This is a genomic window from Agaribacterium haliotis, from assembly GCF_002312815.1.
GTDB classification, from domain to species: domain Bacteria; phylum Pseudomonadota; class Gammaproteobacteria; order Pseudomonadales; family Cellvibrionaceae; genus Agaribacterium; species Agaribacterium haliotis.
This window is the reverse complement of sequence record NZ_NKQJ01000016.1, coordinates 50,257-64,551: the sequence shown is the minus strand read 5'-3', so window position 1 is coordinate 64,551 and position 14,295 is coordinate 50,257. Positions and strand designations below refer to the sequence as shown.

Annotated in this window: 14 protein-coding genes and 3 tRNA genes; 8 read left to right on the top strand and 9 right to left on the bottom strand. The window is 50.4% G+C overall.

What is annotated here, in order from left to right; all coding sequences use genetic code 11:
- Both CFK45_RS18520 and CFK45_RS16850 read left to right on the top strand, forming a co-directional pair.
- On the top strand, positions 1–375 hold a 375-nt coding region (locus tag CFK45_RS18520), incomplete at its 5' end, for a hypothetical protein (protein WP_158224742.1).
- Positions 368–796: a hypothetical protein gene (locus CFK45_RS16850; RefSeq protein ID WP_096087613.1), complete on the top strand. Its 429-nt coding sequence runs from the start codon at positions 368–370 to the stop codon at positions 794–796. The genes CFK45_RS18520 and CFK45_RS16850, both read left to right, overlap by 8 nt.
- Positions 797–837: 41 nt before the next feature.
- Here the strand turns inward: CFK45_RS16850 and CFK45_RS16845 are convergent, their stop codons facing one another.
- Positions 838–2,421: a DUF6538 domain-containing protein gene (locus CFK45_RS16845; protein ID WP_096087612.1), complete on the bottom strand. Its 1,584-nt coding sequence runs from the start codon at positions 2,419–2,421 to the stop codon at positions 838–840.
- A gap of 87 nt (positions 2,422–2,508) precedes the next feature.
- Positions 2,509–2,596: transfer RNA gene (locus CFK45_RS16840), tRNA-Ser, on the bottom strand.
- A 268-nt stretch (positions 2,597–2,864) separates the two neighbouring features.
- Here CFK45_RS16840 and CFK45_RS16835 point away from each other — a divergent pair.
- On the top strand, positions 2,865–4,040 hold the full coding sequence (locus CFK45_RS16835; protein ID WP_096087611.1) for a GumC domain-containing protein: 1,176 nt from the start codon (positions 2,865–2,867) through the stop codon (positions 4,038–4,040).
- 92 nt (positions 4,041–4,132) lie between these two features.
- On the top strand, positions 4,133–5,533 hold the full coding sequence (locus CFK45_RS16830; protein WP_204378497.1) for an adenylate/guanylate cyclase domain-containing protein: 1,401 nt from the start codon (positions 4,133–4,135) through the stop codon (positions 5,531–5,533).
- A gap of 28 nt (positions 5,534–5,561) precedes the next feature.
- Here CFK45_RS16830 and queF read toward each other — a convergent pair whose 3' ends face one another.
- From queF to CFK45_RS16805, 5 genes are all read right to left on the bottom strand, one after another.
- A complete protein-coding gene (gene queF, locus CFK45_RS16825; protein ID WP_096087610.1) occupies positions 5,562–6,419 on the bottom strand; it encodes an NADPH-dependent 7-cyano-7-deazaguanine reductase QueF in 858 nt (285 codons plus the stop codon).
- Between the two features lie 2 nt (positions 6,420–6,421).
- Positions 6,422–7,192 (bottom strand): ABC transporter permease, encoded by a 771-nt coding sequence (locus CFK45_RS16820; protein ID WP_096087609.1) that lies wholly within the window; start codon positions 7,190–7,192, stop codon positions 6,422–6,424.
- Positions 7,185–8,111 (bottom strand): ABC transporter ATP-binding protein, encoded by a 927-nt coding sequence (locus CFK45_RS16815; RefSeq protein WP_096087608.1) that lies wholly within the window; start codon positions 8,109–8,111, stop codon positions 7,185–7,187. Before CFK45_RS16815 ends, CFK45_RS16820 begins: the two co-directional genes overlap by 8 nt.
- A gap of 125 nt (positions 8,112–8,236) precedes the next feature.
- Positions 8,237–8,312 (bottom strand) — tRNA-Gly (locus tag CFK45_RS16810).
- A gap of 1 nt (position 8,313) precedes the next feature.
- Positions 8,314–8,389: transfer RNA gene (locus CFK45_RS16805), tRNA-Glu, on the bottom strand.
- Between the two features lie 250 nt (positions 8,390–8,639).
- On the opposite strand from CFK45_RS16805, the gene CFK45_RS16800 reads away from it, so the two are divergent.
- Positions 8,640–9,440 (top strand): hypothetical protein, encoded by an 801-nt coding sequence (locus CFK45_RS16800; protein ID WP_096087607.1) that lies wholly within the window; start codon positions 8,640–8,642, stop codon positions 9,438–9,440.
- A 60-nt stretch (positions 9,441–9,500) separates the two neighbouring features.
- On the opposite strand, the gene CFK45_RS16795 is transcribed toward CFK45_RS16800, so the two are convergent.
- Together CFK45_RS16795 and msrB are read right to left on the bottom strand one after the other, a co-directional pair.
- Positions 9,501–10,172, bottom strand: a complete 672-nt coding sequence (locus CFK45_RS16795) for a DNA-3-methyladenine glycosylase I (RefSeq protein ID WP_096087606.1) — start codon at positions 10,170–10,172, stop codon at positions 9,501–9,503.
- Positions 10,159–10,569, bottom strand: a complete 411-nt coding sequence (gene msrB / locus CFK45_RS16790) for a peptide-methionine (R)-S-oxide reductase MsrB (protein WP_096087605.1) — start codon at positions 10,567–10,569, stop codon at positions 10,159–10,161. Before msrB ends, CFK45_RS16795 begins: the two co-directional genes overlap by 14 nt.
- Positions 10,570–10,635: 66 nt before the next feature.
- On the opposite strand from msrB, the gene CFK45_RS16785 reads away from it, so the two are divergent.
- From CFK45_RS16785 to CFK45_RS16775, 3 genes are all read left to right on the top strand, one after another.
- A complete protein-coding gene (locus tag CFK45_RS16785) occupies positions 10,636–11,850 on the top strand; it encodes a pyridoxal phosphate-dependent aminotransferase (RefSeq protein ID WP_096087604.1) in 1,215 nt (404 codons plus the stop codon).
- Positions 11,850–12,278 (top strand): hypothetical protein, encoded by a 429-nt coding sequence (locus CFK45_RS16780; protein ID WP_096087603.1) that lies wholly within the window; start codon positions 11,850–11,852, stop codon positions 12,276–12,278. Before CFK45_RS16785 ends, CFK45_RS16780 begins: the two co-directional genes overlap by 1 nt.
- A gap of 61 nt (positions 12,279–12,339) precedes the next feature.
- A complete protein-coding gene (locus tag CFK45_RS16775; protein ID WP_096087602.1) occupies positions 12,340–14,292 on the top strand; it encodes a putative bifunctional diguanylate cyclase/phosphodiesterase in 1,953 nt (650 codons plus the stop codon).
- Positions 14,293–14,295: the final 3 nt, after the last annotated feature.

Here is a 14,295-nt window from a genome sequence, read left to right as displayed (position 1 = left end):
ATTAAGGCTATTACTTGTTTGAAGGGTTCACCCCAATATTCAGCCGCTGTGAAGCATTTGCAGCAACGTGCAAAAGCCGAAGATTTTAACCTTTGCTATTACACGTTCAACGAGTTGAAAACAGTGGCTGAATTTATCGTTGATAACCCGAATATTCAGAACGAAGGTGAGGAATACAAGAGTGAACTCTTTGGTTCCTATAGTCCATATGAGTACGGGCTATTGTGGCAAATCGTGAAAGCTTTGCGTACCGCTGATAGCTATAAACTTGAATCAATACAATCTGAAGTCAAACATAGTAACCAGCGTGTACGCCGGGTGCTTTCTAATTTCCTAATAAAAACTAAAATTAAAGGGGTGTTAAACCATGCTTAAAATATTTTCTGATCTTCGCGACAATGACAACCAACTATATGCGGATGTTGTCGCCGCGTGTAAAGCTGAGCCTGACAGCAATTCGTGGTTCATGACTAAAACCTTTGGCGAACTAAAACAGGCAGCGTCTTTTATAAATGCACATTCTTGGGAAATCGACATGCAAAAGTTAATGCACCGGTTTACTTCTTATGAATGGACTATTTTGCAAAGTCTTTTGCAGACCAATAAACCGGCTAAGCTTGAAGCCCGTGAGCAGCAATGCAAAACAGCAGGGCAAAAAACGGAACGCTTTGTAAAGCATTGGCTCGAAACCAACGAAACCCGGATGCAAATTGCCGAACTACAGAGCCAAATCAAGCGGCGTAAACTGAAGTCTGACTTTGATGAAGGATGGGAAAAGTTGCAAAAAATCTTCTGAGGCGGGATTGTGGGGCACACTTAGTGCCCCTTATTGTAGGTTCAGTCACGCCATTTTTTCGGGTATTTAAAATCAATACCAAAGTTAATTTTCTTAACCCAAGGAAGAGTCACTTGAGGCATTGTAAGACCTGAACCATAAGTCTTTTTGGTTTCGGATTCTCGGTATTCTGATGCATGACCAATAATATCGTTTACCAAGCCTTCATCGGCTCCACGGTTCCTAAGAAGCTCAACTGATACCGTTGTGCGGAAGCTGTGAAAAGTCTTTTCACGCGGGGCACCAGTGACACCACAAGACTTTCTAAAGGTGGCAAATCGCTTACCTGTTGAATCATACTTATCTTCTGCGTTGCGCTCAGCTTCGGGGAATAGACGCTCAAAGCCTTTTTCCCTTCGTGATTCAACAAAGTTGAGAAAGTCTAACTTGATTAGGTTTGGATGAATAGGAACTTGCCGGGGGCGACCATCGTCATTTTTCAGGCGTTTGAAGTCGCCATCATCATTGATACTGATGACATCAATGCCGCCTTCGTTCTTGATGTCTGAAATATAAAGTTGGCAGATTTCTGCAAGTGTAGCGCCGGTATGAATGGCTATCAGTGGTGCCCAATAGTCAACGGCATTTTTGAATTTTGCATGTCTGAAGCGGTCGCTCTCAAACATTGCTTTGAGTTCATCCTGTGTGTATGCAGCATTGAGCTTGACCTTCTTGTTTTTACCGGATTTCTTTTTGTTCCCGGTGCTATCTTCAATAATCGAGTTCAAACCGGGACGAAGTGGATACTTTTTCTTTTCGATGAATGTCAGCAGTGCGCGGGATAGGCGAAGAATTTCTTTCGTCCCCTGAAGTATTGCCACGCCTTCGTTTTCGAGGTCTTCACGGCTTTTGCCGCTGATATAGTGAACAACGTCTGAGATTGACTTACCCTTGAAAACTGGTTGGTTTTTGTAGTCTTTGGGGAATTTGGCGATGACTTCTGAATACTTGCGCAGAATGTCTTCATCTAAATCAGATAAGCGTACCGGCTTACCTGCGTTGAGGGCGTCAAGGACACTATTAAACAAGGTAAGCTTTGAAAGGAATGGCTTTCGGCTGCCGGGGGCTAATCCATCATCCACCTGCTTGACCATGTACTTTTCGACCATCTCAGATAGATGGTGGTTGTCCTTGCTGAAATCTGGATCGCTGTTTTTGGCTCCCGACAACTTGGCGTCTATTATTTGAGCAATTTGTTGTTGCGTGACGCTCTCAGTCTGAAACTGTTCTTTCGCCTCAGAACGGTAGCTCAGCACTCGCTCAAACAGTGCATACTCGCCATCTTCTAATGTGTCATCCAAGTCTTCGATATACTCCATGTAATTGCCTTTTTTACAGGCGTCATCGTAGCCCTTCAAAAGCTCCATGGCTTTGCCGAATACCTTCGGATCGTTGAACCTCTCTGATAACTGATCAAACATTACCCATAGTCTCCTTGCGCGTTTCTCTGCTTCACTGCGGTCTTTAGTTCGCAACGAATGCCAGATGGTTGGTTTAAGGTCTGGGTAAGTATGGACTATATGTTTTGGAACGCGCATTTGGAACACATAGGTTCCTTTGCGGTTTTTGGTCAGATATGACGCCATGGTATGTACTCATGTATGTACCATGGCGAAAAACTGGGAAATAGTGATTTCTAACTCATTGATTTATAAGGTAGAAATACTTAAATATGGCGGTGAGGGAGGGATTCGAACCCTCGAGGCCTTGCGACCTACACACTTTCCAGGCGTGCTCCTTCGACCACTCGGACACCTCACCACAGTGACTTTCGGGGCAGCTTTTAGCCTTGCCACGAAAGGCGGCACACTCTACACAAAGCCTTGCCCAAAGGCAATGTCCACAACCAAAAAGCCCGGCCAAATTCGCAAGCCAGCAAGTTGTGAACCATAATCTTTATAGCTTCTTTTATAACTGATAGTTTCATACACCTAGGGCAAAGCGCGCTGTGCTATCGTCGTCGAACTTCATTTTGCTTGTCTCCGCAGAGCTGGCTTTGCTGCTGCTTGTGCTTTGCGGGCTTCTGATCATGCAAAATCGCTCGCTGCGCAAGCTTGTCAAACAACTGCGCAGCAAGGCTCAAGATCTGCTGCAAGATCTAAAGGTAGCCAAAACCCAGAACACCAAAAGCCCCAGCAAAGAAAAGAACTACCACGACTATATAGAGCAACAGCTGCAAAGCACCCGCAAACACCACCGCAGCCTCGACCCCAGCCAAGATATCGCGCTTGATCTTTCACTCGACAGCCCCTTACCCAGGCGCGCCGCGGCGCTTCGCAACGCGGTGCTTCTGGCCGAAAAAGAAGCGCTCGATACCAGTGGCGACTCGACCAGCTGGCCAGCCCTGCGCGAACGCTATCAGCAAATATTTAGTTTTTACGAAGACTACGGCGAACCTTTGCTCGAGAAAGATGTAGACCCGCAAGAGCTTGAGCAACTCAATGCCCAGCTCGAAAATGCCCGCAAACGCATCAGCAACCTCGAGAAGTTTAAGCAGCTTTACTTTAATCTCGAGGAGCAGTGGAAAAACTCCAAAGACAAAGCCCAGGATCAATTTAACAACTTGAGCAATATGGCGCAGCAGCTCGGCGCCGGTGAAGAGTTCGAAGCGGCACTTGGCGACTACCACCAGAGCTACTCAAACATTACCCAATTGATAGAGCGCGGCGTCGACACTAGATCCATCGACGAAATTAGCGCCGATGACGGCGCCGCAAGACGAGAGATAGAGAAACTGCGCAGCGTTGCCGCCGATCAACACCGCATCATCGAAAATCTGCAAGCCCAGTTGCGCAACGCCGCTACCGACGAAGAGCGCCACAGCATCATTAATACACTTCAGGATGAGCTGGCCAAACAGAGTCGTTTTGTACAGGAAAGTGAAACATGTATCCAACTGCTCGAGGACGAGCTCAGCACGGCTCATCACGAACTCGACCAGCTCAAATCAAAAGTGAATTCGCTACCGGCAATAAAAACCGAACTAATCGAAATGCGCTCGCGCCACGACGAGATGGAAATCAAATTACAAGCGAGCCTAAATCAAAATCGCCAACTCAAAAATCGCCTGAAACAGAGTGGCTCGGCAAGTTCAAGCCCGGTCGACGCCGAAGAAAACGCCCGACTACACAAGGCAATCACTGAGTGGGAAAGTCGCTACAACGAGTTAGAAGAAAAGTTTCTAGACTTAAAATTGCAGCAATAATTATTTTTTAAGCGGTTTAAAGTGTCGAATTTCCTTCCACTTTCAGGCACACTAGCCGCTCTTTTGGGGGGACCCCGTTTAGGAAACTGTTAATGGCCAGGGCCGAAAACAAAAACAGCAAAAAACCTGAGTCAGTATCCCTGCGCCGCAGCTCGGTAAGAGCGCTGCTGAGCGTCTGCATTGTACTAATGTGCTTTGTGCGCTTAGTTGAAGACCCGTCAGGCTATCTGGATTCAGCCATTTTTGTCGGCGGCTTGCTCTACTTTTTGTTGAGCAGCCTCTGGCTGCACATGTCGACAGATAAAAAGCGCGAACAGCTGTATTTTAAGCAAATGCTGATGCTCGATGCGATTTTCTTCGGCGCCTTGAGCAGTTATTTTTTTGCCAGCTACACCATTGGCAGCGTATTTATGCTGGTCCTGGCTTTCCAGGCCATGCTCTGCGGCGGCCAGTCTCTCGGGCTTATTGTCAGCGGATTGTATTTACTCGGCGCAGGTGCTTTTGGCCTAATTTTCAATATCAATCTACAACTGGAACTTGAGCCATCAATCGCCACCCCCCTGTTGATCGGTGTCGCCGGCTCGATGGCAATGTGGGCCGCACACATAGAGGCCAATGTCGACAAACTCAACAACAGTGTTCAAAAATTATACAGCGATTTAGTACTGCACAAAGTGCGCACCTACAAACTGAGTCGCTACGTTAGCCCGACAGTTTGGACCGCCCTCAACCAAGGCCGCGATGCGGCCCTGAAAACCGAGCGCAAACGCCTAACTTTATTTTTCTCCGATATTGAAGGCTTTTCTTCGCTTTCCGAAGAGCTTGAGGCGGAAACACTCACTGAGCTTCTCAATACCTATTTAACAGAAATGGTGAAAATCGCCGCCAAGCACCGCGGCACCATCGACAAATTTATGGGCGATGGCTTGATGGTTATGTTTGGCGACACCAATAGCGACGGTATCAAGGCCGACGCTCTTCGCTGCATATCCATGGCCATCGATATGCGCAAGAAGATGAAAGAGCTGGAGATGAAATGGTTCAGCCAGGGCATCAAAAAACCACTGAAAATACGCATGGGCGTAAACAGTGGCTACTGCACGGTCGGCACCTTTGGCACCTCAGAATATATGGATTACACCGCGCTCGGCACTCACGTCAACCTCGCCAGCCGGCTTGAGTCGGCTGCAGAATCCAGCGAGATTTTGATCTCCCACGAAACCTGGTCACTTATTAAAGATACGGTCATGTGCCGCGATCGCGGCGAGATCAAAGCTAAGGGCTTTAGCCACCCCATCAAAGTCTACCAGGTTGTCGATCACCGCAAGGAAATGGGACGCAATCAAAGCTACTTTGAAGAACATATGAACGGCTTTTCCATGCACCTGGACTTAGAAAAGCTTAAAAACTATGACCGCGAGCGTATTATCGAGCACCTCGAAGGCGTTGCCGCCAAGCTCCGCCACCGCTATAGCGCCGCCAAAAAGCGCTAGCCCCCCTTCGCTAAACCCGATACAGGACCTACTGGCGCAGTAGCCGCCTAAAAGGCGGTGTCATAGAGCGCCAGTTTTCACTGACTCTAAACGGGTTGATATCCAGCCCCCCGCGCCGCGTGTAGCGAGCGTAAACACACAGGGCCTCAGGCGCAAACTGCGCACTGATATCGGTAAAGATGCGTTCGACACAGCTCTCGTGAAAACCCTGATACTGGCGAAACGCGACAAGATAACGAAGCAGGCTGGCGCGATCAAAGGCCGGGCCACTGTATTGAAACCACACCGTTGCCCAGTCGGGCTGCCCTGTGACCGGGCAGTTGCTCTTTAGCAAGTGGGAATAAAAACAGCGCTCGCGCCACTGCCCTGCCTGCCTATCAAGCTGCAACATATGCGCTTGAGGCTCGTAGTATTCAATATCGATATCGAGCTCATCCAGGCACTCCCCCGGCGGAGTATCGAGCTGTGCGCCAGCGGCATTATTCAAGGCCCACAAGCTAACCTGCACCGGGCCGCCAACACAGCGCGACAGGTCTCTCTGCAGACACGCCTTCAGCTCATCAACACTGGCAAATACGGCCTGATTCAAGCTATTTAAATAATACTTAAATGACTTCGACTCAACGATGTTTGGATTTTTTGCATCAAAGGCAAACTCGGCAATAGCAACCTGTGGCAGACCCGAGGGCTTGAGCCAACTCAACTCGTAGGCATTCCACAAGTCCAAACCAAAGAACTGCGAAGCACAGAGCTCCGCCCTCGACAGACTGCGCGGAATCGCCTGCAGCAAAGTGCTATCGTAGGCCTCGGGGTACGCGGCATCCGCACCGAGCTCGACTTTCACCGCGCCGACCGAGTCAGCGCTGTGCTCATCTGTTTTCACCATGATTAATGCCTCAATCTCTTACTGTGGGCCATCATATACAAGGCGAAGCCCGCCAGCACAACTATCGCCAGCAACATGCCCAATAAAGCGTGCACGATGTTGACATCACTGACACCCAAGATGGCGTAACGAAAAGCATTGACAAGATAGAGCACCGGGTTAAACAGGCTTAAATCTCGCCAAAAACCGGGCAACATATCGATACTGTAAAAAACACCGCCCAGATAAGTCAGCGGAGTCAGCACAAAGGTCGGCACCACAGAGACATCGTCAAAGCTACTGGCAAAGATCGCATTAATCAGCCCGGCCAGCGCAAACAGCACTGCGGCCAAAATCACCACCAATACCATTAACAGCGGCTGATGCCAGGGCAGCTGCGCAAAAAACAGCGCAACCATACTGACAATTACCGCGACACAGAGCCCGCGCAGTGCGCCGCCGAGTACCCAGCCCAAAACAATCACCCAGTTTGGTGTAGAGCTGACTAACAGCTCCTCAATACTTTTATTGTACTTAGCGCTAAAAAATGACGAGGCGACATTACTATAACTGTTGTTGATAACCGACATCATAATCAAGCCAGGAATCACAAAGGCCATGTAACTAAAACCGGCGATTTCGCCGATACGCGCGCCAATCAAGGCGCCAAAAATCAAGAAATACAGCGCCATGGTCACCGCCGGTGGCAACAAGGTCTGCAGCCAAATTCGGGTAAAGCGCCGCCACTCTTTGCGCACAATGGTCTGCAGGGCAACCATATTTGCATTAAACATGTTCTACCCCCGCGCCAACTAGGTTTACAAACAGCTCCTCAAGGCGATTCGACTTATTGCGCATGCTCAGCACCTTGCACCCCTGACGATCGAGCTCAAGCACAAGCTCGTTTAACGCCTGCCCTTTGGCCAGACTCAGCTCAAGGCGTACGCCCTCGAGTATTTTGGCATCGCAATACGAAGGCAAGCTGGCGAGCTCGGGCTCGCGGCTAAGGTCAAGCACAAAGCTCTCGCGCTGCAAACCGGCAAGCAAAGAGCGCATATCACTTTGCTTTACAATTCGGCCGGCGTCGATAATCGCCACATTTCGGCACAGCGCCTCGGCCTCTTCGAGGTAGTGAGTTGTTAAGATAATACTCGTACCCTCGGCGTTGATTTGTTCAACAAACTGCCAGAGGCTACGCCTTAGTTCTATATCGACACCGGCTGTCGGCTCATCGAGCACCAATAGCTTGGGCTTGTGCACCAGAGCGCGGGCGATCATCAAGCGCCTTTTCATGCCGCCACTTAAGTAGCGACTCACCTCGTTGCGCTTGGGCCACAAACCCAGCTGCTCAATCAAGTAGTCGGCGCGCTCGGCAGCCCGGGCGGCGCGAATGCCGTAAAAGCCCGCCTGGTTAATCACAATGTCGCGAACTTTCTCAAAGGTATTAAAGTTGAACTCCTGGGGCACAATGCCCAGGCAGCGCTTGGCGGCGGCAAAATCGCTGTCAATGTCATGGCCAAAGATCTTCACGCAGCCGCTGTCTTTTTGCACCAGCGAGCTGAGAATTGAGATCAAGGTGCTTTTACCTGCACCATTTGGCCCCAGCAGTGCAAAAAAATCCCCCGCCTCTACTTTCAGGCTGACATCGTCGAGGGCCCGGCTTCCGGCTTTATAGCTTTTATTCAGGTTTTCAAGCTCAAGGGCATAACTCATAGGCGCTCCACTGCTTTATCAACGACCAACACAGACAAACCTGCGCTCAATACGCCAGCAAACGGTAAAAGGCTTAAAACGAACAGGCAAAAAAAAACCAGCCTATAAGGCTGGTTTTCAAAATTTGGAGCGGAAAAGGAGACTCGAACTCCCGACCCCAACCTTGGCAAGGTTGTGCTCTACCAACTGAGCTATTTCCGCATGGCGTCCCCTAGGGGATTCGAACCCCTGTTACCGCCGTGAAAGGGCGGTGTCCTAGGCCTCTAGACGAAGGGGACTTAGGACTTCGCTGATCTGGAAACTTGCGTCTCGTCTCAACGAGGCGCGCATATTATTGACTCCCCCCTCAGCTGTCAACACCCGAAATGAAAAAAATGTAATTTTTTTTGTAGATGTACAAAGCCCGGACAGTTCGAACAAAAAGCAAACAAATCAGCCCCCTTGAGTCAGCTTTGCAACAAGATCAAAGTTGCGGCGGCGCCTATTTACAACTAACTTTATCCGTAAAGCGCTTTTCTTATTGCAACTATGTCTACCGTTACCGTGATATCGGGCATTGTTGTGCTGCTCGCCGCCCTGGTCTGCTACGCCTTTGTCTCGCAAACCATCGCTCAAAAACGCGAACAGCGTAAACGTATGCTCAGCAAACTCAAAAACCAAGCCCGGGGCTTTAAGTTCATGCTTAACGGTTGCCCGGACGGTTTTTTACCCAAAGAACTGTTGATGTTGATTCAGCGCAGCCTAATCGACGTTACCGAACAGTTAAGTAAACTCGAGCCAGGTGAAGCTGTGCACGCCCAAGAGCTGCAGACCGCCAGCAGCCAGCTTGCCAACGCCCAGCGAGAGCAAGGCCGCGCCGACACCCAGCAAGTTACGCTAAGCACCGCCCAGCAAATCAAAGATGTGAAAATGAGTCTCGAAGAGCTGCACCGCTTTGTCTTTAACTTAGAAGGTCGCGCCCAACTTAACCGCAACCAGGCAGACGCCTACCGCAGCCAAATTAAACAGCTTGTATTACAGGCAACGGTGGACGGTTATGTACTGCAGGGGCAAACCGCGCAAAGCAGCCAGAAAACCAAGCTCGCCATGCACTATTTTGACTTGGCACGCCAGCTGATGCAGCGCGAGGGCCACATAGGCAACTATCAAGCCCGCATCACCCAGGTCACGAAGATCCTCGACGAGCTTGAACAAACCCTGCAAGAAGAAATCGCCGCCGGCCAACATGTCGCCAATATCGAGGAGGAAAACGAGCTCGAAGACGAGTGGAGCAAGTTCGAGAACGACTCGGCCGACAGCCAGTGGAAAAAAAAGCAGATCTACGACTGACAATAAACGAGCGACAACAGCCCCCAGCGCCACTGGCGCTAAGAGCGCTCTTCCAGCGTCTTAAAGCACGGTCATCGCCAGCACACGGCTGATCTCACACAGGCTTCGGCCACTTTCGTCTCGCCACTGATTAAAAGCCTGCTGGACTCTGGCCAGTTCTTTTTTGCTGCTTACCGGGCGCTTATCAATCACACCTTCAAGCTCGAGTACGGCGGCGACATCATTTGTTAATAAATAGGTATCGCGCCCAACCATACGCAAAAAGTATCCCGCCGAGGCGCCACCGAGCTGAGAGCCGCGCTTTTTCAACTCGGCCCAGAGCTCGTCGGTTGCCTCCAGGGGCCAGGCCGCCAGCCAAGCGGCAAAACTGCCGTGCTCGGTGCGCACAGCTTCAATAAACTGGGCGTTGGCGCGAATGCTTTTGATTTTGCCCAAGTGGCGAATTAGGCTTTTATCGCCCATGCACTGCTCGATAAATTCATCGCTGAGCATGGCGCAGGCCATAGGCTCAAAACCGTGAAAAACCCGCTCAAAGCGCGGCCACTTCGCATCGACCAGTGAGTGCTTCAGGCCCGCGCGAAAAATACGCAAACTCATGTGGCTGAGATAATACGCGTCGTCTCGGGCCGCAAGTTCAGCGGCGCTAAGCGCCTTCGGCAGCAATACTTCGACTTGCTCGGGGCCACCTTTGTGCAAGCAGGCTGTGTCGTAGATCGCTTTAAAGCTCCTCATCGTCATTCCCCTGTAAAACCAGCGACGCCGAATTCACGCAATAACGCATACCAGTGGGTGCCGGGCCATCGCTAAACAAGTGGCCGAGGTGGGCCCGGCAGGCCGAACAACAGATTTCGGTTCTGTGCATGCCCAGGCTAGTATCGAGCGTTTGCACAATTGCGTCAGTACTCACTGGCTGATAAAAGCTCGGCCAACCGCTGCCACTATCGTATTTGTGCTGCGAGTCAAACAGTATCTGAGCGCAGCAGCGGCAGCGGTAGCGCCCCGCTCGCTGGCAGTTCCAATACTCACCGGTAAACGCAGGTTCAGTGCCTTTTTCACGACAAATACGAAACTCGCTTGCACTGAGCTTATCGCGCCAGTATTCGTCGTTTTTTATATCGCCTTCTGCCATAATTCGCCTCTTAGTTCTCAGCAACAGGCAGCGGCAGCGCCGCTACCCAGACCCATACGGCAAATCATGCACAAGTTTGATAAATCCGACAAACTCCACGGTGTTTGTTACGACATACGCGGCCCCGTACTTCAGCACGCTTATCGCCTCGAAGAAGAAGGCCACAAGATTCTCAAGCTCAATATCGGCAACCCCGCGCCGTTTGGTTTTGACGCCCCCGATGAAATTATCGGCGACGTTATTCACAATATGCGCCGGGCCCAGGGCTATGTAGAAAGCCGGGGCCTGTTTGCCGCGCGCAAAGCCATCATGCAAGAAACCCAGCGCCAGGGTATTAAGGATATAGAAGTCGCGGATATTTTCCTCGGCAACGGTGTCAGCGAGTTGATCGTCATGGCCAACCAGGCCCTGCTCAACGATGGCGATGAGGTACTGATTCCATCGCCCGATTACCCGCTGTGGACTGCGGCAGTCAAACTTGCCGGCGGCAACCCCGTGCACTACGTCTGTGATGAACAGGCCGATTGGCAGCCCGACCTCGACGACATGCTCAGCAAGCTCAGCGAGCGCACACGCGCCATTGTTATCATTAACCCCAATAATCCAACCGGAGCGGTCTACAGCAAAGAGACGCTGGAGCAAATTATCGACATTGCCCGCGAGCGCAATCTGCTAATTTTTGCCGATGAGATATACAGCAAGATCACCTATGACGGCGCCAAATATATTCCTATGGCCAGCCTTGCCGACGACGTCACGTGCATCAGCTTCAACGGCCTTAGCAAAAGTTATCGCCTCGCCGGCTTCCGCTCGGGCTGGCTGTATATCAGCGGAGATAAAAAAGCTGCGCGCGAATATATGGCAGGCATAGAAATGCTTGCCTCCATGCGCCTGTGCGCAAACGTGCCCGCCATGTACGCCGTGCAAACCGCACTTGGTGGCTACCAGAGTATTAACGATCTGGTCCTGCCCGGCGGCCGCTTAAACGAACAGCGCGAAGTCGCCTGCGCTGCCTTAGATGCTATTGAGGGTGTTTCCTACGTTAAACCCAAAGGCGCAATTTATTTGTTCCCCAAAATCGACCGGAACATGTATCACTTCGACGACGACCAACAGCTGATTCTCGACTTTTTGCTCGCCGAAAAAGTTTTGTTGGTGCAAGGCAGTGCATTTAACTGGGCCAGCCCGGATCATTTCCGCATTGTATTTTTGCCTCAGCCGGGCGACCTGAAAACAGCGATAGATAAATTTGGCAACTTTTTACAGCGCTATAGAAAATAATGCACGAATTAAATATCGGCGATTTCTGCAAGGACGCAGCGCGCATCATCTTAAGTTTGTACCAGCGTTTCCCGCAAAAAAGTACGCTCTATATTGAAGACATAAGCGGGCCGGATAACCCCGACGACTTTGGTCTGCACAGCAGTCGCCACATGGCCTGTTTTAGCACCGTCGTTTGGCTTGCCGAAGAAGGTTGGCTGCGCTATGGCGACAATATTCAACAAGAAGCTTTTGACGAAGTTGTATTAAGCCAAAAAGCCTTTGTTTATTTTGCTGGCGTTGACACGCTCGACAACGCCAGCAACAGCACGCCCGACGGCACTGGCACACAAACGCGCATACACAAGCTTGAACAGATATTAAAAAATAAAAGCAGCGATCAGCTGTGCGCATACATAATCGAGCAAATGCAGGCTTTTTTACCCTAATTACTGTGCGTGCAACAAAATTGCGTTAAGCTGGTTCGCCTCGATAGCCGGCCAGAAAACAATGTCCGATTCCCTGACACATTTCACTCTGCTCAACGCGGTGCTTTATGGCGCCTTGCTCGTTGCACTGTGCACTTTGTGGCAGCGCGGCCGCAAGCGCAAACAGCAAATTCAGCAGGCGCACAAACAAAGCAACGCACTCGCAAACAGCCAAGCTCGACTTCACGCAGACAACCAAAAGCTTACCGCCTCCATCGATAGCCTGCGCACCGAACTGGAACTGCTCTATCAAAAACAACACCAGCAAGCCGAGCTTGGTTCGCACACCTCCGACTTCTACCGCAAGATTTTTGACCACAGCCCAATTTTCTGTATTGCTTTAAGCGACAGTTTACATATCGACGACATCAACCAAAGCGCTTGCAACAGCCTCAACTATCGTTTTAGCGACCTGCTTAATATGCGCTTTTTAGATTTGGTTGAACCGGGTGTGCGCCCGGTTGTCGCCGGCTTGCTCGATCAGGTTAAAGACGGCCTCGCCGAAAGCTGCCGCTGTGAAAGCATCTTGCTCGATCACCACAAAAAACCGCTGCATGTAGTGCTGCACCTCCACCGCATTAGCCGCCACTACGGTGAAACCACCATTGCCTTTTGCGAAGATATCAGCGAATCGCGCGAACTCTCTTTGACCCTCGCCTACCAGGCTCACCACGACGAACTGACCGGCTTGAAAAACCGCCGCGCACTCGAACAGTACGTTGACGAAAAGCTAAGTACTCGAGAAAAAAGTACCAAGTTGTCACTGATTTATTTTGATATCGACCAGTTTAAAGTGGTAAATGATACCTGTGGACACAGTGCCGGCGATCAACTATTAAAGCAGTTAATCGCTGTGCTCAGCCCCTGCATAGAAAAAGAACAAGCGTTTTTTGCCCGTATCGGCGGCGACGAGTTTGCACTAATACTCGAAAATCGAAGTCGCCAGCAGATAGAGCTTTTCGCCGAAGCGCTGCGCGATGAAGCCGAAGCATTTAGCTTTCGCTGGGACGGACGCAGCTTTCGTCAAAGCATCAGTATCGGAGTTGTAATAAGTAATAACTGCGACAAGCTCAGCACCATGCTTAGCGCCGCAGATGCCGCCTGCCACAGCGCCAAAGAACACGGGCGCAACCAGATACACATCTGTGCCGGCGCCAATGAAAACAATGGCGACCAACAGGCTATGCGCTGGGTCAGCCGCCTGGACGAGGCAATTAACGACAATAAATTTGTTTTAAATTTTCAGCCTATTGTTGCCATTAACAAACCCTATGCTCACTACGTACATTACGAAGTGCTCATTCAGTATCGCGATGACGTCGGCAATTTGGTGCAGCCCTCGCAGTTTTTACCACCGGCAGAGCGCTATGGGAAATCCAGCGCCATTGACTTGTGGGTCGTCAAACAAACTTTTGCCTACCTCAAAAAACACCCCGAGCACTTCAAAGGGCTGGCGTGCTGTTCGGTCAATTTAACCAGCCATACCATCGCCGACGAGCGCGCCCGCGACATTATTATCGCCCAGGTTCGCAACTGCGGCTTTCCGGCCAATAAAATTTGCTTTGAAATTACTGAAAGCAGTGCGATGCAAAACTTAAATGAAGCCATCGATTTTATGCGTACCTTGCGCGCCCTCGGTTGCCGTTTTGCACTCGATGATTTTGGTACCGGCTTTTCATCGTTTAGTTATCTTAAAAACCTCGATGTCGACTATCTAAAAATTGACGGCTCATTTGTCCAAGATCTGATCCGCGACAAAATAGCCCACTCAATGATTCGCGCCATCAGCGAAGTCGCCAAAGAAATGAACATCAAAACGGTGGCCGAATACGTCGAGAACGATTTAGTTATGAAAGAGCTAAAAACCCTCGGCATTGATTACGCTCAGGGTTTCGGTATTGCCAAACCCATGCCGCTCGAAGCACTCAGTGATTTTTATTTTGCTCAAGAAGAAGCCGAAGCAGAGCTAAACTAAGAG

Coding starts and splice junctions, on each gene's coding strand:
- queF (WP_096087610.1), bottom strand. CDS start 6,419: ATGGTGAAAACAGATGAGCACAGCGCTGACTCGGTCGGCGCGGTGAAA.
- CFK45_RS16815 (WP_096087608.1), bottom strand. CDS start 8,111: ATGAGTTATGCCCTTGAGCTTGAAAACCTGAATAAAAGCTATAAAGCC.
- CFK45_RS16800 (WP_096087607.1), top strand. CDS start 8,640: ATGTCTACCGTTACCGTGATATCGGGCATTGTTGTGCTGCTCGCCGCC.
- CFK45_RS16850 (WP_096087613.1), top strand. CDS start 368: ATGCTTAAAATATTTTCTGATCTTCGCGACAATGACAACCAACTATAT.
- CFK45_RS16775 (WP_096087602.1), top strand. CDS start 12,340: ATGTCCGATTCCCTGACACATTTCACTCTGCTCAACGCGGTGCTTTAT.
- msrB (WP_096087605.1), bottom strand. CDS start 10,569: ATGGCAGAAGGCGATATAAAAAACGACGAATACTGGCGCGATAAGCTC.
- CFK45_RS16830 (WP_204378497.1), top strand. CDS start 4,133: ATGGCCAGGGCCGAAAACAAAAACAGCAAAAAACCTGAGTCAGTATCC.
- CFK45_RS16780 (WP_096087603.1), top strand. CDS start 11,850: ATGCACGAATTAAATATCGGCGATTTCTGCAAGGACGCAGCGCGCATC.
- CFK45_RS16845 (WP_096087612.1), bottom strand. CDS start 2,421: ATGGCGTCATATCTGACCAAAAACCGCAAAGGAACCTATGTGTTCCAA.
- CFK45_RS16835 (WP_096087611.1), top strand. CDS start 2,865: ATGCAAAATCGCTCGCTGCGCAAGCTTGTCAAACAACTGCGCAGCAAG.
- CFK45_RS16795 (WP_096087606.1), bottom strand. CDS start 10,172: ATGAGGAGCTTTAAAGCGATCTACGACACAGCCTGCTTGCACAAAGGT.
- CFK45_RS16785 (WP_096087604.1), top strand. CDS start 10,636: ATGCACAAGTTTGATAAATCCGACAAACTCCACGGTGTTTGTTACGAC.
- CFK45_RS16820 (WP_096087609.1), bottom strand. CDS start 7,192: ATGTTTAATGCAAATATGGTTGCCCTGCAGACCATTGTGCGCAAAGAG.